The sequence below is a fragment of the Cytobacillus sp. FSL H8-0458 genome (assembly GCF_038002165.1).
GTDB lineage: Bacteria > Bacillota > Bacilli > Bacillales > Cytobacillaceae > Cytobacillus.
In genome coordinates this window covers 292,806-315,268 of sequence record NZ_JBBOBR010000001.1, presented here as the reverse complement: position 1 = coordinate 315,268, position 22,463 = coordinate 292,806, and the positions used below count along the sequence as shown (strand labels likewise).

General features: G+C 42.0%; 25 protein-coding genes. 1 reads left to right on the top strand and 24 read right to left on the bottom strand.

What is annotated here, in order from left to right; translation table 11 throughout:
• Positions 1–86 precede the first annotated feature (86 nt).
• Together NYE23_RS01470 and mtnN are read right to left on the bottom strand one after the other, a co-directional pair.
• Positions 87–347, bottom strand: a complete 261-nt coding sequence (locus tag NYE23_RS01470) for a YrhC family protein (RefSeq protein ID WP_035331223.1) — start codon at positions 345–347, stop codon at positions 87–89.
• Positions 348–475: 128 nt separating this feature from the next.
• On the bottom strand, positions 476–1,180 hold the full coding sequence (mtnN, locus tag NYE23_RS01465) for a 5'-methylthioadenosine/S-adenosylhomocysteine nucleosidase (RefSeq protein WP_341074975.1): 705 nt from the start codon (positions 1,178–1,180) through the stop codon (positions 476–478).
• A gap of 212 nt (positions 1,181–1,392) precedes the next feature.
• On the opposite strand from mtnN, the gene NYE23_RS01460 reads away from it, so the two are divergent.
• On the top strand, positions 1,393–1,599 hold the full coding sequence (locus NYE23_RS01460; protein ID WP_341080563.1) for a YrzA family protein: 207 nt from the start codon (positions 1,393–1,395) through the stop codon (positions 1,597–1,599).
• A 23-nt stretch (positions 1,600–1,622) separates the two neighbouring features.
• Here the strand turns inward: NYE23_RS01460 and NYE23_RS01455 are convergent, their stop codons facing one another.
• From NYE23_RS01455 to NYE23_RS01350, 22 genes are all read right to left on the bottom strand, one after another.
• On the bottom strand, positions 1,623–2,288 hold the full coding sequence (locus NYE23_RS01455) for a YrrS family protein (protein WP_341074972.1): 666 nt from the start codon (positions 2,286–2,288) through the stop codon (positions 1,623–1,625).
• Positions 2,289–2,510: 222 nt separating this feature from the next.
• On the bottom strand, positions 2,511–4,304 hold the full coding sequence (locus NYE23_RS01450; protein ID WP_341074971.1) for a peptidoglycan D,D-transpeptidase FtsI family protein: 1,794 nt from the start codon (positions 4,302–4,304) through the stop codon (positions 2,511–2,513).
• A 56-nt stretch (positions 4,305–4,360) separates the two neighbouring features.
• Complete coding sequence (gene greA / locus NYE23_RS01445; RefSeq protein ID WP_009333053.1) at positions 4,361–4,837, bottom strand: transcription elongation factor GreA; 477 nt, start codon at positions 4,835–4,837, stop codon at positions 4,361–4,363.
• 250 nt (positions 4,838–5,087) lie between these two features.
• Positions 5,088–5,723 carry a uridine kinase gene (gene udk / locus NYE23_RS01440; protein WP_053434308.1) on the bottom strand — a complete coding sequence of 212 codons (636 nt, stop codon included), beginning with the start codon at positions 5,721–5,723 and terminating at the stop codon, positions 5,088–5,090.
• 3 nt (positions 5,724–5,726) lie between these two features.
• Complete coding sequence (locus NYE23_RS01435; RefSeq protein WP_341074970.1) at positions 5,727–6,995, bottom strand: peptidase U32 family protein; 1,269 nt, start codon at positions 6,993–6,995, stop codon at positions 5,727–5,729.
• 35 nt (positions 6,996–7,030) lie between these two features.
• The gene (locus tag NYE23_RS01430) at positions 7,031–7,960 is read right to left on the bottom strand and encodes a peptidase U32 family protein (protein WP_341074968.1); all 930 of its coding nucleotides are present in this window, start codon (positions 7,958–7,960) and stop codon (positions 7,031–7,033) included.
• 5 nt (positions 7,961–7,965) lie between these two features.
• Complete coding sequence (locus tag NYE23_RS01425; protein ID WP_341080562.1) at positions 7,966–8,601, bottom strand: O-methyltransferase; 636 nt, start codon at positions 8,599–8,601, stop codon at positions 7,966–7,968.
• Between the two features lie 254 nt (positions 8,602–8,855).
• On the bottom strand, positions 8,856–9,989 hold the full coding sequence (gene mltG, locus NYE23_RS01420) for an endolytic transglycosylase MltG (RefSeq protein WP_341074967.1): 1,134 nt from the start codon (positions 9,987–9,989) through the stop codon (positions 8,856–8,858).
• A gap of 259 nt (positions 9,990–10,248) precedes the next feature.
• The gene (locus tag NYE23_RS01415) at positions 10,249–10,533 is read right to left on the bottom strand and encodes a DUF1292 domain-containing protein (RefSeq protein ID WP_009333059.1); all 285 of its coding nucleotides are present in this window, start codon (positions 10,531–10,533) and stop codon (positions 10,249–10,251) included.
• A 14-nt stretch (positions 10,534–10,547) separates the two neighbouring features.
• On the bottom strand, positions 10,548–10,964 hold the full coding sequence (gene ruvX, locus NYE23_RS01410; RefSeq protein WP_174749524.1) for a Holliday junction resolvase RuvX: 417 nt from the start codon (positions 10,962–10,964) through the stop codon (positions 10,548–10,550).
• A gap of 2 nt (positions 10,965–10,966) precedes the next feature.
• A complete protein-coding gene (locus tag NYE23_RS01405) occupies positions 10,967–11,233 on the bottom strand; it encodes an IreB family regulatory phosphoprotein (protein ID WP_009333061.1) in 267 nt (88 codons plus the stop codon).
• Positions 11,234–11,286: 53 nt separating this feature from the next.
• Entirely contained in the window at positions 11,287–11,430 is a 144-nt protein-coding gene (locus tag NYE23_RS01400; protein ID WP_341074966.1) for a hypothetical protein, read from the bottom strand.
• Between the two features lie 43 nt (positions 11,431–11,473).
• Positions 11,474–14,107 carry an alanine--tRNA ligase gene (alaS, locus tag NYE23_RS01395; RefSeq protein WP_341074965.1) on the bottom strand — a complete coding sequence of 878 codons (2,634 nt, stop codon included), beginning with the start codon at positions 14,105–14,107 and terminating at the stop codon, positions 11,474–11,476.
• 381 nt (positions 14,108–14,488) lie between these two features.
• Positions 14,489–15,577 carry an AI-2E family transporter gene (locus tag NYE23_RS01390; RefSeq protein WP_341074964.1) on the bottom strand — a complete coding sequence of 363 codons (1,089 nt, stop codon included), beginning with the start codon at positions 15,575–15,577 and terminating at the stop codon, positions 14,489–14,491.
• Positions 15,578–15,702: 125 nt separating this feature from the next.
• Positions 15,703–15,837 carry a YrzQ family protein gene (locus tag NYE23_RS01385; protein ID WP_341074963.1) on the bottom strand — a complete coding sequence of 45 codons (135 nt, stop codon included), beginning with the start codon at positions 15,835–15,837 and terminating at the stop codon, positions 15,703–15,705.
• A 25-nt stretch (positions 15,838–15,862) separates the two neighbouring features.
• Positions 15,863–16,054, bottom strand: a complete 192-nt coding sequence (locus tag NYE23_RS01380; RefSeq protein ID WP_341074962.1) for a hypothetical protein — start codon at positions 16,052–16,054, stop codon at positions 15,863–15,865.
• 15 nt (positions 16,055–16,069) lie between these two features.
• A complete protein-coding gene (locus NYE23_RS01375; protein WP_341074960.1) occupies positions 16,070–16,540 on the bottom strand; it encodes a PRC-barrel domain-containing protein in 471 nt (156 codons plus the stop codon).
• A gap of 121 nt (positions 16,541–16,661) precedes the next feature.
• Positions 16,662–16,811, bottom strand: coding sequence for a hypothetical protein (locus NYE23_RS01370; RefSeq protein ID WP_341074958.1), 150 nt, complete (start codon positions 16,809–16,811; stop codon positions 16,662–16,664).
• 99 nt (positions 16,812–16,910) lie between these two features.
• A complete protein-coding gene (gene recD2, locus NYE23_RS01365) occupies positions 16,911–19,337 on the bottom strand; it encodes an SF1B family DNA helicase RecD2 (RefSeq protein ID WP_341074956.1) in 2,427 nt (808 codons plus the stop codon).
• 27 nt (positions 19,338–19,364) lie between these two features.
• Entirely contained in the window at positions 19,365–20,030 is a 666-nt protein-coding gene (locus NYE23_RS01360; RefSeq protein ID WP_341074955.1) for a tetratricopeptide repeat protein, read from the bottom strand.
• Positions 20,031–20,145: 115 nt separating this feature from the next.
• Complete coding sequence (gene mnmA / locus NYE23_RS01355) at positions 20,146–21,261, bottom strand: tRNA 2-thiouridine(34) synthase MnmA (RefSeq protein ID WP_341074954.1); 1,116 nt, start codon at positions 21,259–21,261, stop codon at positions 20,146–20,148.
• 59 nt (positions 21,262–21,320) lie between these two features.
• On the bottom strand, positions 21,321–22,463 hold the full coding sequence (locus NYE23_RS01350) for a cysteine desulfurase family protein (protein ID WP_341074953.1): 1,143 nt from the start codon (positions 22,461–22,463) through the stop codon (positions 21,321–21,323).

The following is a 22,463-nucleotide window of genomic DNA, read 5'->3' as shown; positions in this document are numbered from 1 at the left end:
ATGCAGTTTGTAAACCTTTTTTATTCATTTTTATTAAGAATTTTAATTTATGAAAAAAACGCCCGGGAATCCGGGCGTTTTTTTCATTATTTTCTCATGAGGTATTCCTGGCCTTCATCCGTTTCATTCAATTTCGTTCTGCATCGCTTGGAAAGGATAAAGAAAAGGATTGAGCCTATTAGGAAAGCTGAAGAAGATCCAGCCATTATATATAAATCAGAAACTGTATTTGCTGTGTCAGGGATAATTAAACCAATGTAAAAAAACGATCCGACAGCGAGCATTGAAATTGCAAACCGCTTGAAATCCACCATTTTTTCATATAAGTGCTTTGCTTCGTTCATCATTTATTATCACCTTCTAAGAAAGACTATAATTCTACTTTAACATACTTAGCAAGCGTGAAGGTGATGTAAATAATGTAAGATTGGAAAAAAAGGGAAAAGCTGATTCATGTACAAGCGCCTGACCTTTTTTATTTGTTATTCTTAATGGCATCTACTATCTTCATTACAAGTGTAGCAGAATGAAGTGCTGCCTTCTCCAAAAATTGCTCAAATGAAACATCGGATTCTTTTCCTGCTATGTCTGACAGGGCACGGATGACAACAAAAGGAGTCCCAAACTGATGAGCAACCTGCGCAACCGCTGCTGCTTCCATTTCTACTGCCTGAAGGTCTGTAAATTTATCACGGATATAATCCACTCTTGCCGGATCATTCATGAAAGAGTCACCGGTGGCAATTAACCCTCTGACAACCTGAATATCCCCAATTTCCCTGGCGCATGCTTCAGCAATCTGCACGAGGCTGTGATCGGCTTCGAATGCTGCAGGCAATTGAGGTACCTGTCCATATTCGTAGCCAAAAGCGGTCACGTCTACATCATGATGTCTAACCTCAGTCGAAATTACCGTATCTCCTACATTCAGTTCAGGATTAAATCCTCCAGCTGAACCGGTGTTAATGACATAATCCGGCTTGTACCGCTCCAAAAGGATGGCAGTCGACATCGCTGCATTTACTTTGCCTATTCCAGAACGGAGCAGCACAACATCCGCGCTATTCATTTTCCCTGCTGTAAACTCGCATCCGGCAATAGTTTCCTGGTGCTTATCTTCTATTTTATCTCTAAGTAAAGTAACTTCCTCTTCCATTGCTCCGATAATAGCTATTTTCATTTTAAAACCTCTTTCTGATTTTCTATGCTTTGATTACTTCCTGGTAATAGCATGCCCATATGATTTATGCAAACTCTATTCTACCATCATAGACGGGATGTTTGCCATATTCGTAAATAATTCATGCATTAACCTCTCAGGTTTTGAAAGTTGCCAGACTAAAACTCACCCCATAAAATAAAAGATAGTATCGAAGGGAAGGGGGAATCATGATGAATTTCCAGTTTGATTTGATAGAAGATAAGGTTGAGTTTTATGAGGCGCCTACTATAAAGGAGCTTGAAAGGAAGATAAATTTACAGATTGAGCATAATAAAGCCATCCTATTATCTGTCCACCATGTATCGCATCAAATGCATCTTGATGAGAATGGAAGGACTTATTTCTCGGCGGTAGTCCACTTTAAAGCAAAAAAATAAGGACGCCTTGGCGTCCTTATTAATTAATTTATTTCATTTAAGACCTCTACTCTGGATGGCTTCCATCCTTCTCCGTCAACCCAGTCTATATAGACACGGTACTTCTCACTTTGATCTTTTGTGGAAATTGTCCCAACAGAGCTGTTTGGCCCATTATTCCCAAGGAACCAAACAGTCATATTGCCCTGATCAACACCTGTAGCATAAGAAATGGCACTGAGCATTTCCTGCCAATCTGCATGATTTTGATCGTAGACAGCAGTATGCTCTCCGGTTTGAGAGGTTCCGACTGGTTTCCATGCTGGATTTTCAATCGTTTTTTCAACGTCAGGCCCGCTTCCGCCTTCTGTTACGACTTGTTCTTTATCTTCTTCAGGCTCCTCTTCAGCATTCTCTTCTGTTTCTTTTTCTTCTTCTTCAGACTCTTTATCTGCTTTCTCTTCGCCTTTATCCTTGTTTCGCTCTATATCATTGCCATTATCTTCCTTGTTTTTCTCATTTTGCTTCGATTCAGATGCTGTCTGTTCATCGGCAGGAAGTGCCTGGTCATTATTACCGCCTAAGAATATTTTGGCTGATACAACAATAATAAGGATGATGACAAGTGCAATAAGGCTATTTAAGATGATATTGGTTTTTTTTCTTTTTTCCCGTTTTCCAAAACGGGATTCTCTGTTATTCCCTTTCAAGACTTTCTCCTCCCCAATCTATTATCAGACTTATAGGTTTAATAAAAAATGAGTAGAAATTATTTACCCCCATCCGCACAAGGGCTATTGCCCAAACAGCGGCTGTCAACATTCTAACATGGAATCAGGTTATGTTAAAAGAAATAACCTATGGACACCTGTACTCGCGGCAATTAAATGGACGACAGCAGTATACGGAAAGTTACACTATACCATATTTGTTTACTGGTCTGCAGAGCCCAATGGAGGAGTTTCTTGTTTATGATTATAGTTATAGATTTCTTTCACAATATCAGCAAAGAGCGAATTCACTCCTCCTGTGTCTTCAGTAACTTCCAAGTTTACAGTTACAAGGGCATATTTTGGATTTTTATATGGGAAATAACCAGCGAACCATTTATTGTGAAGCTGCTTTCCATCTGCCATTATGCCTGTTTCTGCAGTGCCGGATTTGCCTGCAACTTCGTAAGGAAGTTCTTTAAACCATCGGCCGGTCCCATCTTCATTGATTACTACTTCCCTTAGCAGCCTTTGAAGCTTCATAGCGGTAAACGGGGCAATTATTTCTCCCTGCAGCTTCTGTTTCTCGAATTCTATAAGAGATGTACTGTTTTTATATTCAATTTCTGACGCAACCCGGACCATTTCTTTCTCTCCTCCTTTGGCTATAGTTGCCATCATGTTGGCAACAGCGAGTGGAGTAGCCCTCACTTCATGCTGCCCAATCCCTGTCAGGCCTGCAAAATTACTGTCTTTTTTAGCATCTTCAGACAGAAACACCCTTCCTTTTTCTTCGTCCTGAAGCTGTTTAAAATCGCTGAAGTGATAAATATCCCCCTCCCAGCTTACAGGACCTATTAATGACAGTTTTTCCGCATATTCCTCAAGGAGATCCGGGTTAATATCTTTTAATTCCTTAGCAATGGAAGCAAATGTATTATTACAGCTTCTGGCAAAGCTCTCATCGAAATTCAGCATGCCATGCTGATATTTAAGATCTGGTTCCCCATTTATTTTCCTGCTGCAGTCAAATTGCCTCTTAGGATCGTCCAGACCATGATCAATTGCGGCTGCGGCGACCACCGTTTTAAAAACCGATCCCATGATCTGCTGTTTAATCATATGATTAATCGTCCCTCTGCTTTCTTCATCAAATGGATTATGTTTATTAAGCGATGGACGCGACACCATTGCCAAAATTGAATTAGTATCTATATCAAGAAGTACAATACCGCCTTTTTTTATCCCATGCTGATCCGCCAATTTTTCAGCCATCATCTGCAAATCGTAGTCCAAAGTTGTCCTAATATTGACAGGATAAAAGGGATTTGCCGGCTCAACATATTTTACATCGATTCCAAACAGGGGCCCGCCTGTTCCATCCACATGATAAACAAGTTTTGATGCCCCTTCAGGAAGCAGAAATTCATCAAAGCTCTTCTCCATACCAGTAATGCCGATCATTGTGTCAGGAGACAGATCTTTGTCCGGGTACCTTTCATTAAGGACGTCCTGATTTTGACCGGTAATACCAATTAGCTGGGATGCAGGTTTTTCGGAGCGGCTGTATTTCTTTTCAACAGCAAAGACACCCGGAATTTTCAAGTCATTGATTTTATCCATTTGATCGTAAGACAGCTGAATGGGCTCCGGACTTCCAAATGCAAAAGGTTCTTTTGCATTCTCAACAGAATGCCGCAAAGAATACTCCGAAGCACCCGTAATTTCAGATATTTTTTTTATATCCCAATCCATTCTTGCGAGGAAAGGGAATAATATAAGAACAGATTTATTTTCAAATGTCATGGGATTACCGCTGCGATCAAGAAAATCCCCTCTCCCGGCATCGATAATCATTTCCTGGGACCGCTGCCGGACACTCGCTTCCAAAAGGTTGATTTTCCTGCCTGTAAAATGCTCTGTTGAAACAAGCTGCAGCTGTATAAGCCTTCCCATTAAAAAACAAAGAATAATGAAACTAACAATTAGCCAGCCAACTGCTCTTTTTCTCCACATAAAAAACACCTCGTCAAAAGTCTTGACGAGGTTTTCTGATTTCAAACCAGCTATTCTTATTTAATGGAAACAATGCGTACGTTCATTTCTCCTCCAGGAGTCTGAACGGTCACTTCGTCTCCAACTGTACGCCCAATCAGGCTCTTAGCAATTGGTGAATCGTTTGAGATTTTTCCTTCAAAAGGATCCGCCTCGGCACTTCCTACGATAGTGTAAGTTTCTTCGTCTCCATCCGGAAGCTCTACGAACGTAACGGAACGGCCAAGTCCAACAATATCTCCGGCCATTTCTTCCTCTTGGATGATCTTTGCATTGCGGATCATATTTTCAAGAGTGGTAATCCGGCCCTCAACAAATGCCTGCTCTTCTTTCGCTGAATCATATTCTGAGTTCTCGGAAAGGTCTCCGAAGCTTCTTGCGATCTTTATACGTTCAACCACTTCTTTGCGTTTAACCGATTTTAAATATTCAAGTTCCTGCTCAAGTTTTTCTTTACCTGCCTGTGTCATTGGGAAAACCTTTTCTGTAGCCAAAACCTTCACTCCTTCGAATTACACATTCTTTAAAAGTATGTGTTCTATAATGTATGTACTTCTTTTTATCATATTTTCAAGAAAATGAACAGGAGCGCGTCCTTTGTTAAAGGGCGCGCAGATCATCTTTTTCTATTGATTGGCTCTGAAAGATTTAGCTGGCGGTTATTATGAACCGGGTAAGTAATGGATCTTACACAGCCATTCGGTAAAAGGATAAGTCCTATAGAACATTTTCAATGCTATTGTTTCATAAAAATGACTTTTGTTCAAGAATTGTTTGAATTTTTGTGACCATTAAATCGATGGCCACGTAATTATGCCCGCCTTCAGGAATAATGATGTCAGCATATCTTTTCGTCGGCTCAATAAATTGATTATGCATTGGCCGCACAACATTTACATATTGTTCAATGACTGAATCCATGGTGCGCCCCCGCTCTTTTATATCCCTGAATAAGCGGCGGATGATCCGCAGGTCGGCATCTGTATCTACGTATAATTTCATGTCCATCAGATTACGGAGCCTCTCATCCTCAAGAATCAGAATGCCTTCTAAGATGATGACATCCTTTGGTTCGACTTCAATTACCTCTTCCGACCTTGTATGCATGGCATAATCATATACAGGCTTGTTAATCGGTTCATATCTCAGCAGGCTTTCAATATGTTCAATTAGCAAATCGTTATCAAATGCAAGCGGATGGTCATAATTCGTTTTCAATCTTTCTTCAAAAGGAAGATGAGTCTGATCCTTATAATAATAATCCTGTTCGATCATAAGGATTGAGTGCCCTTTGAAACGGTCGTAGATCGCTTTGGTTACGCTCGTTTTTCCTGAGCCGGAACCGCCGGCCACCCCAATTACAACGGGTTTGCGTTTCATTGATTAGAGCTCCTTTCGCATCATGTTGTCAGGGTATACCGGCTTATCAACTTTAAATTGAACAATTTGAAGCGGATGGCGCGCAGCATCCAGCTCATTGCCTTTTTCATCCCAAATTTTATCAATGACTTGTGTAAAGTTTTCAATTTCAGGTCCGAAGAATTCGACTTCCTCTCCAGGCATAAATTTGTTTCTCTGCTGAAGGGTAACAATTTGTGTTTCCGGATTGTAATCCAGCACAAGCCCGACGAAATCGATATTCGTCTTTTTGCTATGATTTCCAAACATTTGCTCTTTATACCCAGGAACCCCTTCAAAGAAAGCGGTCGCTGTTTCGCGGTTTGCACATTTATCAAGCTCTTCAAGCCATTCCTGCTTAATCTGGAAGTTGTCCGGATCTGCACAATAGGCATCAATCACTTTGCGGTACACGCTTACTACTGTTGCAATGTAATGGATGGATTTCATGCGTCCTTCAATTTTTAAACTGTCAATTCCCAATTCGATCATACGCGGAATTGATTCAATCAGCTTAAGATCTTTAGGACTCATCGCAAATGGAGCATCTCCTTCGCTGTATAAAGGAACTTCATTTTCTCCTTCAAGCTGATATAAATCATAATCCCAGCGGCAGGATTGACAGCAGCCACCCCTGTTGGAATCACGTGCAGTCATATGGTTGCTGAGTGTGCAGCGCCCGGAGTAGGCAATACACATCGCCCCATGAATGAAGGTTTCAATTTCAATATCAACCTTCTCCTTCATTTCTTTGATTTCTTCCGCACTTGTTTCACGCGCAAGGACCACACGCTCCAATCCTTCTTCCTTCCAGAACTCGACTGCCTTCCAGTTGGAGAGGGATTGCTGTGTGCTTAAATGAACTTCTATCTCCGGTGCAACACGGCGGCAGGTTTCAATGATCAGCGGATCTGCCACAATGATTCCTGCAACTCCTGCTTCTTTAAGGCCCAGCAAATAATCCTCAAGACCATCAATATTTTCGTTATGAGCAAAAATATTGGTTGTAACATAAATCTTAGCTCCGTATTTTTTGGCGAATTCGACGCCTTCTTTCATTTCTTCAAAAGTGAAGTTGCCTGCGTTTGAACGAAGGCCGTATTCCTGTCCGCCGATAAACACAGCGTCGGCACCATAGTGAACGGCAATCTTCAGCTTTTCAAGGTTTCCAGCCGGAGCAAGCAATTCAGGCTTTTTTACAATAACCCGTTTGCCGTTGACAATTTCGGAAATTTTTACTTTTACCGCTGCCATAGAGCTTCCTCCTCTTTCTTTTTAATATAGTCAAATTAGTAGACAGTTTCCTTAAAGAAGAATCCGGTATCAAGCGGACGATTCGCTGGCTGTATTTCTTCAACTTCAGTGAGAAGACCATCTTTTATTTCATCGTATTGGCCCGAATCTTCGACACATAGATCAATAGCTTTTCTATAGAGTTTAGTCACTTCAACAATATACTCAGGAGTTTTTAATATCCCGTCAATTTTAAATGAATCAATGCCTGCTTCAATCATTTCCTGCAGTTCATCTATAATGCAGATGTCATTAGGACTCATGATATGAGTGCCATTTTCATCTTCAAAAATCGGGTATTTATTTTCCCGTTCCTTATCGTGGAGGAACATATTTTTTTCCTGTTTGCGGTTTTCCACTTCCAGGGCTTTCCCCTGGTATTCATAATAGTTGCCCAGCAGGGAGCGCTTTGATTGGAACATGGCAGTCATGCCATGAACCTGCACTTCAATTTCCACATCGGCATTTTCTTTTATTTCAATGATGGCATCCATATTTATCTCTCTTGCCAGGACTGCGCGTTTTGCACCTTTTCTGCCCCAGTAGTTGCATGTATACCAGTTTGTTGCAGTAGTTTCTGTATTCCAATGGAGCTTCATGTCCGGCGCAGCCGAGCGGGCGGCCATTAATACAGCAGGATCTCCAAATATAATTGCATCAGCATTTATTTCTTTCAGGAAACTGATGTAACCTTCAAGTTCAGGCACTTTATCATTATGAAATAAAGCGTTCATCGCCACATACACTTTTTTCCCATGCTTGTGTGCAAGTTCAACCGCTTCTTTCACATCTTCCCGTGTGAATTCCCCTGCAAGTCTCAGTCCATATCGCTGTTCTCCTACCACAAAAGCATCTGCACCTGCATACACAAGGGGCCCGATATCCTCAACACTTGTTGGCGTTACCAACAGTTCAGGTTTTTTCATTATAATCACCTCTTTTTACTAATTGCCACGCCATCCCCAACAGGCAAAATAACTGTATGATATTCAGGATGACTCATTAACCATTTATTAAACACATCAATTTTTCTTACCATATTCCGGATACGTTTATTTTCTATATCTGCTTCACACACAAGGCCTTTGAAAAGGACATTGTCTGTTATAATCACGCCGCCATCTGAGAGAAATCGTGAATAGATTTCAAAGAACCGCTGATATTGGCCTTTTGCTGCATCAATAAATATAGCATCATAGGGTCCGTGCTTTTCAACGTCTTCCCCGACTTCCAGGGCATCTCCCTTAATGATGATGATTTGCTCCTTTTTCCCGGCTTCTTCTATATACTTTTCGGCAAGCTGGTAACGTTCCGCATCGCGTTCAATTGTAACAATTTTCGTCTCTGGAACTGCGAACGCCATTCTGAGTGCTGAATAGCCTATTGCCGTGCCTACTTCGAGAATCATTTTCGGTTTTTGAATGCGCAACAGCTGAAGCATCGCCTCGATTCCTGCCAGCTCCATGATCGGAACATTGTGTTCTTGGGCGTATTGCTCCATTTTGTCCAGCAACTGGGGCCTTTCAGGTATTATTTCCTCTATATATGCATGCAGCTTATCGTTCATCAAGCTGGCATCACCTCGATCAGATGAAATTTTATTGTCAAACTGCGGTTTTTAGCCGCTTTTCTATTTAGACATGAAAAAAATAGCGTTCACAGATAGGATGTGAAAATGCGCTGTGCTGCATTCCGGCTTAGATGAGCCTGTATCCATGCTTGTCCGTGATTTACGCTATCGCGAAGAAATATAAAACACCTGATCTATTTTACCATAAGTAAAAGGGGAATGCTATATCTGCACATTCCCCTTTTCCTAATTTAATTATTTGATATATGCTGTGCTTTTTTTTGATTATGCTCATCCAGTGTCTTTGAGAAAAGCACTTCTCCTGTTGATGTGGCCAGGAAGTAAAGGAAATCTGTTTCTGCAGGCACCAATGCTGCTTCAATTGAGGAAACCCCGGCATTTGCAATAGGTCCGGGCGTCAGTCCAGGGTACTTATATGTGTTGTATGGTGAGTCGATCTCTAAGTCTTTATAAAGGACCCTTGATTTATGCTCACCATGTGCATACAGGACAGTTGGATCTGTCTGTAAAGGCATTCCTGTGTCAATCCGGTTGTAGAAAACACTCGCAATCTGATCACGGTCTACTTTCGCCGTTGCTTCTTCCTCTATGAGCGATGCCATTGTCAATAATTTGTGCGGAGTGTATTCCTGCTTCTCCATATCACCGCTATACTTTTTAATAACTGAAGCCGTTTTATCAAGCATAACTTTGACAATTTCCTCTATAGTCGGATCTTCTTTGTAAAAAGGATAGGTTGCCGGGAATAAGTATCCTTCAAGGGGATACTTAATATTCTCTGCAAGGATTTCCTTTGTCAGCAATTCAGGATATGCTGCCATTAAAGACTCAATAAAAGCTTTATCATTGAGTTTCTTCAAAACGTCTTCAGGTTTTTTATCAGTCTTTTCGGCAATAATTCCTGCGATCTGCTCAAGCTGTTTTCCCTCTGGAATGGTGATCTTGAATGCTACTTCTTCCATTACCTTACCTGTTTTCAAGCTATCCAGAATCTCCTTCATATTCATAGAAGGCTTCAATTCATATTCTCCTGCCATAAATCCAGCTTCATTTTTGAATTTCACATAGTATTTAAAAACACGTGCATCCCTGATAATTCCATTTTCTTCAAGAACAGTGCCGATTCCTGTAACAGATGACCCGATTGGTATCTCTACTTTCTTCGGCTTATTATTATCCGGATCTACAGGCTTTAAAGCTGAATTAATATAAAAATATCCGCCGCCAATCACAGCAGCAGCTGAGATTAATAATATGATTGCAACTATCAGTACAATTTTACGGACTACTTTTGCTTCGCCTTGGCGCTCAATCATTTTTTCACGTATTATTTCTTTTTTTCCTTTTTGATCGTCTGCCGACATCACATATCCCCCCGTTAAAGACGTTGGCTTCTTTGGAAATTAACTAGCATGTTTTCTTGCCAACTGGCCAAAGAAATCGTATATTCTTATTGTTTCCTCATACATCACGGGCTTATTATACTATATTTTCTTTTGGAAGTCGCAGGATATTACAAAAACCAAAAAGATTCGCCAATCATTTCCATATTTTGCACTTTCGGTTTATTCAACTCCTGCCGAAAAAGAAGCAAATAAAAAACTGGCCCGCGGGCCAGTTTTATTAATCTTCCTGCTCATCAAGGAATGTGTTTAGCATTTCTTCAATTAGATCCCATTCTTCTTCTGTCTCGATCGGCTGCAGTTCGCCATCCTTGCTATCTTCGCTTGGGCTGAATGCTGATGCGTGAATTTCAATTTCTTCATCATCATTTTCATCTGCTCCCACTGGGTAGTAAAGGACATATGACTTGCCGAATTCTTCCGAATCAAACGTGAACAATACTTCGCAAAGCTGCTCGTTGCCTTCCTCGTCAATTACAGTAATGTTGTTATCTCCATGGTTCATTTCTGTTCACCTCATTAAATTTGGCTATTTAAAAAGCCTTGTAAAATCATGACGGCTGCCATTTTATCAATGACTTTTTTCCGTTTTTTGCGGCTGACATCCGCTTCAAGCAAAACTCTTTCAGCTGCCATTGTTGAGAGACGCTCGTCCCATAATACGACCGGAAGGCCAAATAGCTTCTCCAGCTCTGAAGCAAAGAACTGGCTGGCTTCACCGCGGGGGCCAATGGTTCCATTCATATTTTTAGGCAAGCCGACAACAATCTTACTGACTTCATGCTCTTTTATTATTTCACCAATTCTTTCAAAACCAAACTCTTTTTCTTCCTCGTTGATTTTGATGGTTTCCAAGCCCTGCGCTGTCCATCCAAGCGCATCGCTTAGAGCGACGCCGACTGTCTTAGAGCCGACATCCAGTCCCATAGTCCGCATGTTTACCCCTCACGCTGCTGTTTTAAGTATGATTTAACCAATTCTTCGATGATCTCATCCCGTTCAAGTTTACGGATGATATTGCGTGCATCCTTATGGCGGGGAATGTAAGCCGGATCCCCGGACAGCAGATAACCGACAATTTGATTTATAGGGTTATACCCTTTTTCCTGGAGGGCACCATAAACTTGAAACAGAACTTCATTAACATCTTGTTCGATTGGTTCTTCAGGAAAATTAAACCTCATTGTTTTGTCAAATGAGCTCATATCTTACACCTCGCTTTTCTGTATGAAGGATAGGATAGCTTATATTTGCCGGATTAAATCCGGTTCACTGCCAGCTTGTCCCTCTCTTCATAACTGTTTGGCCTGCCGCCTGAATAAACAGAGCGATCAATAAATGATCTTGTTCCTGACAGGAAAACATGGTGAAGAACAAGCTGTTTCTTCCTGATGATGAACAATCTCTCTTGGTTACCTCCCATTTTACACTACTTTACAGGGATATCAAACGGATTTAACCCATTCTTCTACAAATTGCAGAGCACTTTCAAGTTTTTCCGGGTCTTTTCCGCCAGCCTGAGCCATGTCCGGACGGCCTCCGCCTCCGCCGCCGCATTTTGCTGCAACTTCTTTGACCGCTTTGCCTGCATGGAAGCCTTTTTTGATCAGATCATCTGTCACTCCGGCAATAATATTCACTTTTCCCTCGTTTACACTGCCTAATACAACAACTGCAGATCCAAGCTTTTGTTTTAAATCGTCAGCCATATTGCGCAGGTTATTCATATCTGATGCCTGGACCTTCGCAGCAAGAACGGTAATGCCATTGACTTCTTTTGCCTTGGATACCAGGCTCCCTGCTTCAATATTGCCCAATTTCGCTGCTAAAGATTCGTTCTCACGCTGAAGCTGCTTCATTTCTCCAAGCAGCACATCAATTCTTGCGGACAAATCTTTTGGATTGGTCTTTAATTTGCCTGATGCTTCTTTTAAAACAGTAATCTGATCATTCATTAGCTTGTATGCAGATTCACCAGTTACTGCTTCTATTCTGCGAGTTCCAGCGCCAATTCCGCTTTCCGATTGAATCTTGAACAATCCGATGGAAGCAGTATTCGGAACATGGCACCCTCCGCAAAGCTCAAGACTGTAATCCCCAACCTGAACAACACGGACTATCTTGCCATATTTCTCACCAAATAGAGCCATAGCACCCAGTGCTTTTGCCTCGTCAATATCCTTGTAATTGATGTCAACTTCAAGGCTTTGCCAAATTTGTTCGTTAACAATCGCTTCAATTTTCTCAAGCTCTTCAGAAGTAATTTGCCCGAAATGAGAGAAATCAAAACGCAGACGATCCGGCCCTACTAAAGAACCAGCCTGGTTAACATGGCCACCCAAAACATCCTTTAAAGCCTGATGCAGCAAGTGAGTTGCAGTATGATTTTTGATTACCTTTGAACGGATTTGCTCATTTACCGCAGCCAATACAGATGCTTCAGCCTTCAGCGTTCCTTTTTCAACGACAGCTCTATGAAGGTTTTGGCCATTTGGAGCTTTTTGAACATCCTTGATGACAACCTTTAAATCTTCTGCTTCAAGAGTTCCCTGGTCAGCAATCTGCCCGCCGCTCTCTGCGTAAAATGGTGTTTCATTCAGGATCAGCTGAATCTCCTCACCATCATGAGCTTCTTCGATTAATTGCCCATCCTTCACAATTGCAGCTATTTGGGCTTCTGTCTGAAGCTTATCATATCCGACAAATTTGCTTTCGATTTTCAGCTCTCCTAATACACCGCCCTGGACCTGCATTGAATCTACATCCTGACGCGCTGAACGTGCACGCTTACGCTGTCCTTCCATTTCCTTTTCAAATCCGGCATGATCCACTTTCATACCCTCTTCTTCAGCATATTCCTCCGTTAACTCAACCGGGAATCCGTACGTATCATAAAGACGGAAAACGTCTTCACCCTGAATCGTATCGCTGCCTTTTTCCTTTTCTTTCTTAATAACAGATGAAAGAATGGCAAGACCTTCATGAAGTGTTTCATGGAAACGTTCTTCTTCATTTTTGATGACCTTTTGGATAAATTCTGTTTTTTCTTTTACTTCCGGATAGAAGTCATGCATAATTTCTCCTACCACCGGCACCAATTCATACATGAATGGCTCGTTTATATTGATTTGTTTGGCATATCTGACAGCACGGCGAAGCAATCTTCTCAATACATAGCCCCGACCTTCATTAGAAGGCAACGCACCGTCACCCACTGCAAATGCCACTGTGCGGATATGGTCAGCAATAACTTTAAATGCAACATCCGTTTCTTTTGAAGATCCATATTTCCGGCCTGAGATTTCTTCTGTTCCCCGGATAATCGGCATAAATAAGTCTGTATCAAAGTTGGTAGGCACATTTTGAACGACAGATGCCATCCGCTCAAGCCCCATCCCGGTATCAATATTTTTCTTAGGAAGCGGTGTATAAGTACCATCAGGATTATGGTTGAACTCAGAAAACACAAGGTTCCAGACTTCTAAATATCGGTCGTTTTCACCGCCGGGATAAAGTTCAGGATCTTCTGTGTCATTTCCATATTCAGGTCCGCGATCATAGAAGATTTCTGTATTTGGACCGCTTGGCCCTTCTCCGATATCCCAGAAGTTTCCTTCCAGGCGGATAATTCTTTCTTCCGGCACTCCCACTTTTTCCCTCCAGATGTTGAAGGCTTCATCATCTTCGGGGTGAATCGTAACAGAAAGCTTTTCTTCTGCAAAACCGATCCATTGTTTATCAGTCAAAAACTCCCAAGCCCAAACGATTGCTTCTTCTTTAAAGTAATCACCAATTGAGAAGTTGCCCAGCATTTCAAAAAATGTATGGTGCCTTGCTGTTTTTCCTACATTTTCGATATCGTTGGTGCGGATGGATTTTTGGGCATTTGTAATCCTTGGATTCTCAGGGATGACACGGCCGTCAAAATATTTTTTCAGAGTGGCAACACCACTATTAATCCAGAGCAGGGAAGGATCTTCGTGCGGAACGAGAGATGCGCTCGGTTCAACAGCGTGTCCTTTCTCCTTAAAGAAATCCAGGAACATTCTGCGTATTTCAGCACCTGACAATTGTTTCATTCTAACCAGCCTCCTAATGTATGTAAAAACTTTAAAAACAACAAAAAAAGCCCTCATCCCTGGACAGGGACGAGAGCTTGCTCGCGGTACCACCCTGATTATGGAAGTTAAAAGTATAATGACCAGATCCTTATCCGGTTCATTAGACAATCTCCCATCTCTCAGATCCTTAACGCGGAAATACGGCAGGGATTAGCTGCACTCAGGATTAGCTTTCTGTTATCCTTCATCTGGAAGTTCTTTCAGCCATGGAACTCCCTCTCTTTTATGAATGCAGCAATGCATTCACGCAGATGGCCTATAACATACTCATTCCGTCAAAATGTTTAATATATAACTTTATAGACGCATTATAGCGATTTATCTTTATTGTTGTCAACATCATGATGAGGTTCTGCTGATTTTTGGCTGTTTATTTTTTGAAAAGTGTTTTTTTGCATGTATGATACTTACTTTAATAACAGCTAAAATCGGAACTGCAATAATCAAGCCCAATATCCCTCCAGCTTCTCCGCCGGCCAGCAGTGCGAGCATAATGAGAAGAGGGTGCATATGAAGACTTTTTCCAACAATCAGGGGTGATAGGATATTCCCCTCAAGGAACTGAAGAACCATAATAATCCCAATTGTTATTACGACCATTTTAACCGATAAAGCTGAGGCAATGATGACAGCCGGGACCGCTCCGATAATTGGACCAAAATAAGGGATTACATTAGTAACACCTATTATAGTGCCGAGCAAAAGAGGATAGCGCATATCAAAAACCCAGAATAGCAGAGAAGAAATGGCCCCAATGGCTGCACATACCAGAAGCTGCCCTCTGATATAGCTTCCGAGAGACTTATCTATATCTCTTAAGAACAACACGCCTTCCTTTCTCCATTTTCTTGGCGTCAAATACCAGGCAGCTCTTTTCATAATCGAAAAATCTTTAAGGAGATAAAAGGAGATGAAGGGGATAACTGCGATAATCACAGCATAGTTCAATACATTAAGAAAAAATGTGATTACCTTCGATAAAAGATTATTTAACCGCTGCTCTACAGCTGCAATAACATCATCAATCCTGGTCTGCAGGCCATCAGGCCATGTTGAAGTTTTACTCTGTATCGTGTCGATCCACCCGCGGTACTGATTTGCAAAATGAGGAGCATTTTCCGCCAGATCTCGCAATTGATGAATAAAAGCCGGAATCCCTTTATACAGGGTAAGGCCAATTCCCCCGAAAAATAAAAAATAAATAATAAAAACGGCAAGCCCCCTGTGAAGGCCCGTTTCATGCAATTTTTCCACGATCGGGTGTAGAAGATATGTAATAAATGCACCAATGACAAAAGGAATGAATACGGCAAATACGATTTCCAGAATGGGCATCCATAATGCCTGGAGCTTTAGAAAAACCAAAATCACAATAAACAAGAGAAGCAGAAATCCAAGCCGGTAGTACCATTTCATTTGAATATTCAATATGGCCCCCCTCCTTGTTTTTATTGTGATAGCTTCCCTGGGATTTATGCATCTTACTTAGTAAGAAAAGCCTGGAGCTGCGCAAAAAAAGCTGGCCCCTTTTTTAAGAACCAGCCATGATCATTTTAAAATAAAGCTTTTGTTATTCTTTTTTGGATGCGTTTCATTTTTCGGCCTGATATCATATTATTCTTTTGGGCGTAATTATAAGCAGCCATGCCTGCCCCAAGCATCATTGCAGAGGTTAATATTCTGTTCACACTGGCTCACCTCTTTCGTTAATTCTTACGAAAGAAACCGGCGCTCATCTTCTGCAAATAAATCATCAAGGGAGCTGAGCGTACCATCTTCCTCTACTTGATGGGTGTTAATGATCCCTTTGGACAAGGAAAGTTCTATAAAGCAATTCCAGCAATAATATTGGTTAATCCCGATTTTACCAATATCTTTGCTCTGGCAATTTGGACATTTCAGCACGAAAAAGACACCTCACTATTTTACATTTACAATTATGGCGTCTTTTCCAATTGCAGGCGGGTCATCGGTTTTTATGACACGTTTTCCTTCCAGCACATCTGAAAAGAAGCCATCCGACAGTTCGTACCCTACAATCGTGCCCAATTCTTCCTTAAAGTATACATCCTCAAGCAAACCCAGCCGTTCTCCTTCCCGGCTCATAATCATTTTGCCGGTTAACCGGTTATGGGTCTCACATGTATAATCATCATGTTTAGGAATTGCCTGAAGAACAGAGGTATCTTCAATCATCACTCCATCCCAGCCGAAAGATGCCACGTCTTCAATATTGATGATATATGTCTTTTTCAAAAGTGCGCCCTTTCGCAGCAGTAATCCCTGAACTTTTCCGGTGCCTGAAATGGATAAATCACAGATATCGCCTGCTTTATTACCGGTTTTCAACTCAAAAACCGGCAGGCCTTTTAATAAAGAAAATGTCCGCAAAGAGAGTCCCGCCTTCCCGAACATTTATAGTTTTCACTGTCCCTAAAAAAACATAACGGAAAACCATTGCCATAGGAGCCAAAAAGTATTGTTAAGAACGGATTAGAAAGCCTGCATAAGCCTACTTTCTGCTGTACCTTGGCTTATTAAAACGCTCGCTGCGCTCCCCGCCGTCTGACAGTTCCTCTGAAAACTCATATTCCTGCCGAGGCTGTCTGCGGCGTTTTACTCCATGGAGATTGAGAAGAGAAGTTCTGCTTTTCTTTTCCACATTTATCTCTCCTTTTTATATTTTAGATTTAACCGACAAATTGCATGTCTATTGTTTAGATATACAAAAAGAACAGTCTTTTATTGTAGACTGCTCTTCTTAGCTATATTCTTTTTCCAAAAAATCATACGGTGTTATATTTCCCATTCCTATCATTGGGTCGGCTTGGAGAAGCTTTTCTTCGAGAGAAAGTGTTTCCTCAAGAGAAGACTCAGCTATATCTTCAAGCCCTGTTTCATCATTAGATAGGATTGCATCTCTCAGCTTTTCAGAAAGAGTGGTCAGGCGGGCCTGTTCATCCGCACGTTCCACACCGATTTTTAATGCATCTTCTTCTCCGCACAGTATCAAAAATTGTCTGCTGCGGGTAATGGCGGTATAAAGGAGATTTCTTCTCAGCATCCTGTAATAGCTTTTAACAACAGGCATAATGACGATCGGAAATTCACTTCCCTGCGATTTATGGACAGAGCAGCAGTAGGCATGCGTGATCTGATTCAGATCCTGCCTTGTGTATGTAGCTTCCGCACCATCAAAGGATACGACAATCATATCCTGTTTTTCCGTATTTTCCTTTGCGTAAAAAATAGAAACAATTTCACCCATATCTCCATTAAAAACATTGTTCTCAGGCTGGTTGACAAGCTGAAGGACCTTATCGCCAATTCTGTATTTCACATCGCCAAAGGACAGCTCTTTCCTTGTTCCATCGGGATTTGGATTCAGTATTTCCTGCAGTATTTCGTTTAGTCTGTCGATGCCTGCAGGTCCGCGGTACATTGGAGCAAGCACCTGAATATCTTTTGAAGAATAACCTTTTTTTTTGGCATTCAGGACAACCTTTTCAACGACATCCGCAATTTGGCCCGGCTGGCATTTGATAAATGAACGATCCGATTGCTGCGCAGAGATGTTCGCAGGAAGCTTGCCTTTTTTCATTTCATGGGCCAGTTCAATAATTGAGGATCCTTCAGCCTGCCTGTATATATCTGTTAAACGGACAGTTGGAATGCGTTCTGAGCGCAAAAGATCCTTCAAAACCTGGCCGGGACCCACAGAAGGCAGCTGGTCTTCATCACCAACCAGGATTACTTGCATATTTTCTGGAAGAGCCTTGAAAAGCTGGTTTGCAAGCCAAACATCAACCATTGATGTTTCATCTACAATTAAAATCCTGCCTTCTAATGGACTCTCCTCGTGCCGGTCAAATCCTTCAGACCCATTCCAGCCAAGAAGACGGTGAATTGTTACCGCGGGCAGTCCTGTTGATTCTGCCATCCGTTTTGCAGCCCTTCCTGTAGGGGCTGCCAGCAGGAAGGGAAAGGGCTCTTCCTTTTTATAATCTTTCGGTTCCAGAGAGCAGCCATGCAGCTCGGCATATAACTCAACAATCCCCTTAATAACGGTTGTTTTTCCTGTCCCCGGCCCGCCGGTCAATATCAGCATAGGAGACATAAGAGCTGTTTGAATGGCTTCCTTTTGAGTTGGGGCATATTGGACACCCAGGCGCTCCTCCAAATTTCCAAGGGCCAAAAGAAATTCCGACTCCGGGAACTGTTCATCATACTGGGTTTGCTTAAGGATCCGCTTAATATTGGTTACTAGACCCTTTTCGGAAAAATAAAGAGATGGAAGGAAGATTTTCTGGCCTTCAGCCATGATCTTCCCTTCCTCTTCAAGCTTAATCAGTTCATTGGATATATCCCTGTATTCAATCACATCACGCTTATTTTCTTCCAGCAGCTTCTTCACACTTTGCAGAAGAGGCTTTGCTTCAATATAAACATGGCCTGCCTGCATACTCTCCGTTTCAAGTATGTAGAGGCAGGCAGCTTTTATACGATCAGGATGACTGCCTGATATGCCAATTTGATATCCCAGTTCGTCAGCACGGCCAAAGCCGACCCCTTCTATATCCTCAACCAGCTTATAAGGGTTATTTTGGACGACTTCAATCGTCATTTCTTTATATACCTGATAAATTCTCATGGAAAGCTGCGGGCCAAATCCATATTGATTAAGAGCAATCATGGCCTGCTCAAGACCCTGGTGTTCCATAAGCGTATCGTAAAGCAATTTAGCTTTTTCAGGTGACAGTTTGGGAACACTATCGAGCAGGGACGGCTTGTTTAGAATACGAGTAATCGCATCTTCTCCAAGTGTCTCCACGATTTGCTCGGCGGTTTTCTTGCCAATCCCTTTAAATAATTCACTTGATAAATAATTGGCTACACCTTGTTTGGTCTGGGGAAGATCTTTCCTGTAATGGCTTGCATGGAATTGGATTCCGAACTTAGGGTGGTCTTTGAATTCACCATAAAAAATATAGGTTTCATGCTCATGCATCTTTGGCAGATAGCCTGTAATGACCGCTTCTTTTTCATCATAAGAGTCATTCGTTTCATCAACCCGAATGCGCACAACCGTATATAAGTTTTGCTCATTATGAAAGATTGTGACCAGATGTCTGCCTTTTATGAACTTCCCCTGTTCGGCAAAAAGATCCATGGAATCCTGTTTTTCCATTTCCATTCCCTCCCCCTTAAAACCACTTTAATTCAATTCGCTGCCGCCCTTTTCAATCAGCTTTTTTCCATAGCCCGCAAGCATATGGTCCGGCTGAATTTCCAGTGCCTTATTAAAGTAAGTAAGTGCTTCATTTTCGTCTTCTTTAAATCCATATGCTACCCCAAGATTGTAATAAGCATCTGCATGCTCCGGCTCAATTTCAATGCACTTTTCCATCTGCCCGATAGCTTCATCAATGTAATCCAGCTGTGCCAGGCATAATCCATATTGGAAATGTGCTTCGGCGTCATTTTCATTTAACTCCGCACTTCGCTGCAAATAAGGCAAAGCCAGTCTGCCCTGATCAAGGGCTGTAAGGGACATGCCCAGCATGAAGAAATTATCAGCGGTTTCCAGGCCTTTTTGCAATGCTGTTTCAAACATCTTTTTAGCTTCATCAAACTGCTGTAATTCATAATATAAATTTCCCGCACTGTAGTAAGCTGCACCGGCATTTTCATCAAGCCCTATTGCTTTCTCATAGAACTTCAGCGCTTTTTCGTTTTCTCCGACAGCAGATAGCACATTTCCAAAGTTAATATATGAAACTGGATCGGTTGGATTTTCTTCAATTGCTTCCATAAAAACCTTCGCTGCTTCTTCCCATTTTCCTTCTTGCATATATCGAATACCCATTTGGTTTTTATCCATAATTCATCACTCCATTCAAATCAAAGTATAGCATATTTGATTTCACCTTTTCCGCTGTCTTCTATTCCCGTAATAAAACCCCGATCCTTTGATAAGAATCGGGGTCCGTCTTTTCTTAACCGACATAATCCAGCTGTTTGCCATCCTTGAATATTTCATCAATTGTTCCGCCGCCAAGGCACTCGTCATTATTATAAAAGACAACCGCCTGACCAGGGGTAACAGCCCGGATTGGCTCCTCAAAAGTAACTTTGACCTTGCCATCTCCAAGTATCTGAACCTTTACCCTGCTGTCAGCCTGACGATATCTGAACTTAGCCGTACATTCAAATTCCTGCGGCTGTTCTGAATTTGTCACCCAGCTGGCATTAACAGCAATAATGGAGTCTGAATAGAGCAATTCATTGTGGAAGCCTTGTCCAACATACAAGACATTTCTCTTTAGGTCTTTACCAATTGCAAACCAGGGTTCACCTGCTCCGCCAATGCCAAGTCCATGCCGCTGTCCAATGGTATAATACATGAGACCATCATGCTTGCCGACAACTTTTCCGTCCATGGTTTCCATGTTTCCGGGCTGCGCCGGAAGGTAATTCCCAAGGAACTCCTTGAAGTTGCGCTCGCCAATAAAGCAGATGCCCGTGCTGTCTTTTTTTGCTGCAGTTGCCAAACCGGCTTCCTTTGCAAGTTCACGAACTTTTGATTTTTCAATATCGCCAATCGGGAACATCACTTTCTCAAGCTGTTCCTGTGTTAACTGATTTAGAAAATACGTTTGGTCCTTATTATCATCAATGCCTCTAAGCATTTTATATTCGCCATCCCTGAATTCAACACGTGCATAGTGTCCTGTCGCAAGATAGTCGGCGCCAAGGCTCATAGCATGTTCAAGGAATGCCTTGAATTTAATTTCTTTATTGCACATAACATCAGGATTGGGTGTCCGCCCTGCCTTGTATTCTTCAAGGAAGTAGGTAAATACCTTATCCCAATATTGCTTTTCGAAGTTAACTGCATAATATGGGATGCCGATTTGGTTGCATACCCGGATGACATCATTGTAGTCCTCTGTAGCGGTACAAACACCATTTTCGTCTGTATCATCCCAGTTTTTCATAAAGATGCCGATGACATCATACCCCTGTTCCTTCAAAAGCAGGGCCGCCACAGAAGAATCAACGCCTCCGGACATTCCAACCACTACCCGGGTATCTTTTGGATCTTTGTTCATCTCTTTCACCTCAAATCTTCAGAAAGCACGCTTAAATGTGCATGTTTCCATCATCATATCTATTTAGCCAGCCGCTTCACGATTTTGGCTGTTTGTTCTGCTGCTTTTTCGACTTGTTCTTTTGTATTAAAAAGGCCGAAGCTGAAACGTATGGAATTTTGCAGTTTATCTGACCCTTTTCCAAACATGCTGACAAGAACATGGGATGGATCGATGGAGCCTGCAGTACAGGCCGACCCGCTTGATGCTGCTATTCCAGCCAAATCAAGATTGACCAGCATGGCTTCAACATTTGTTCCGGGAAAGCTTAAGTTTAAAACATGAGGAAGGGAATAATCAAGCAATCCGTTCAGCTCAAAAACAGCATCTTCCTGCTTCAGTTTATCCATGAACAGCATCTTAAAAGAAAGCAGCTCTTCCCGCTTAGCTTCCATGTCCTTCTGAGTGATCCGGACAGCCTCCTGGAAGCCTGCAATAGATGGAACATTTTCCGTCCCTGCCCGGCGCTTCCTTTCTTGTTCACCGCCAAATAGCCTCGAAGAAAGCTTCACATCAGGATGGGCGTATAAAAAGCCAATCCCTTTTGGGCCATTGATTTTATGGGCGGAGACGGAAAGCAAATCCACTCTCAATTCCTGCACATCAATTTTTTCAAGCCCATATGCCTGAACAGCATCAGTATGGAATTTGGCAGGGTGCTCTGCCAATAACCCGCCTATTTCCTTAATCGGCTGAAGAGTCCCTATTTCATTATTTCCGTACATGATGGTTACAAGAATGGTATCATCCCGCAAGGCATGTTCTACGTCCTTTACCGAAACACGCCCATTTGGATCAACAGGCAAATACGTTACCTCAAAGCCCTGTCTTTCAAGCTCCTCACATGCATGCAAAACCGCATGATGTTCAATTTGAGTTGTGATAATGTGTTTGCCCCTATGGCGGCAGGATTCAGCCGTTCCAAAAATCGCATGATTATCAGCTTCTGTTCCGCCGCCTGTAAAAATAATGTCATTGGCTTTTGCACCAATACTGTTTGCTAAAGCAGATCTTGCTTCATCGACAATATGGCGTGCACTCCTCCCGAAATGATGAATGCTTGAAGGATTTCCATATTCAGATTTCATGACTTCAGTCATCCGTTCAATCACTTCAGGATGCATTGGCGAAGTTGCCGCATGGTCAAGATATATTCTTTCCAA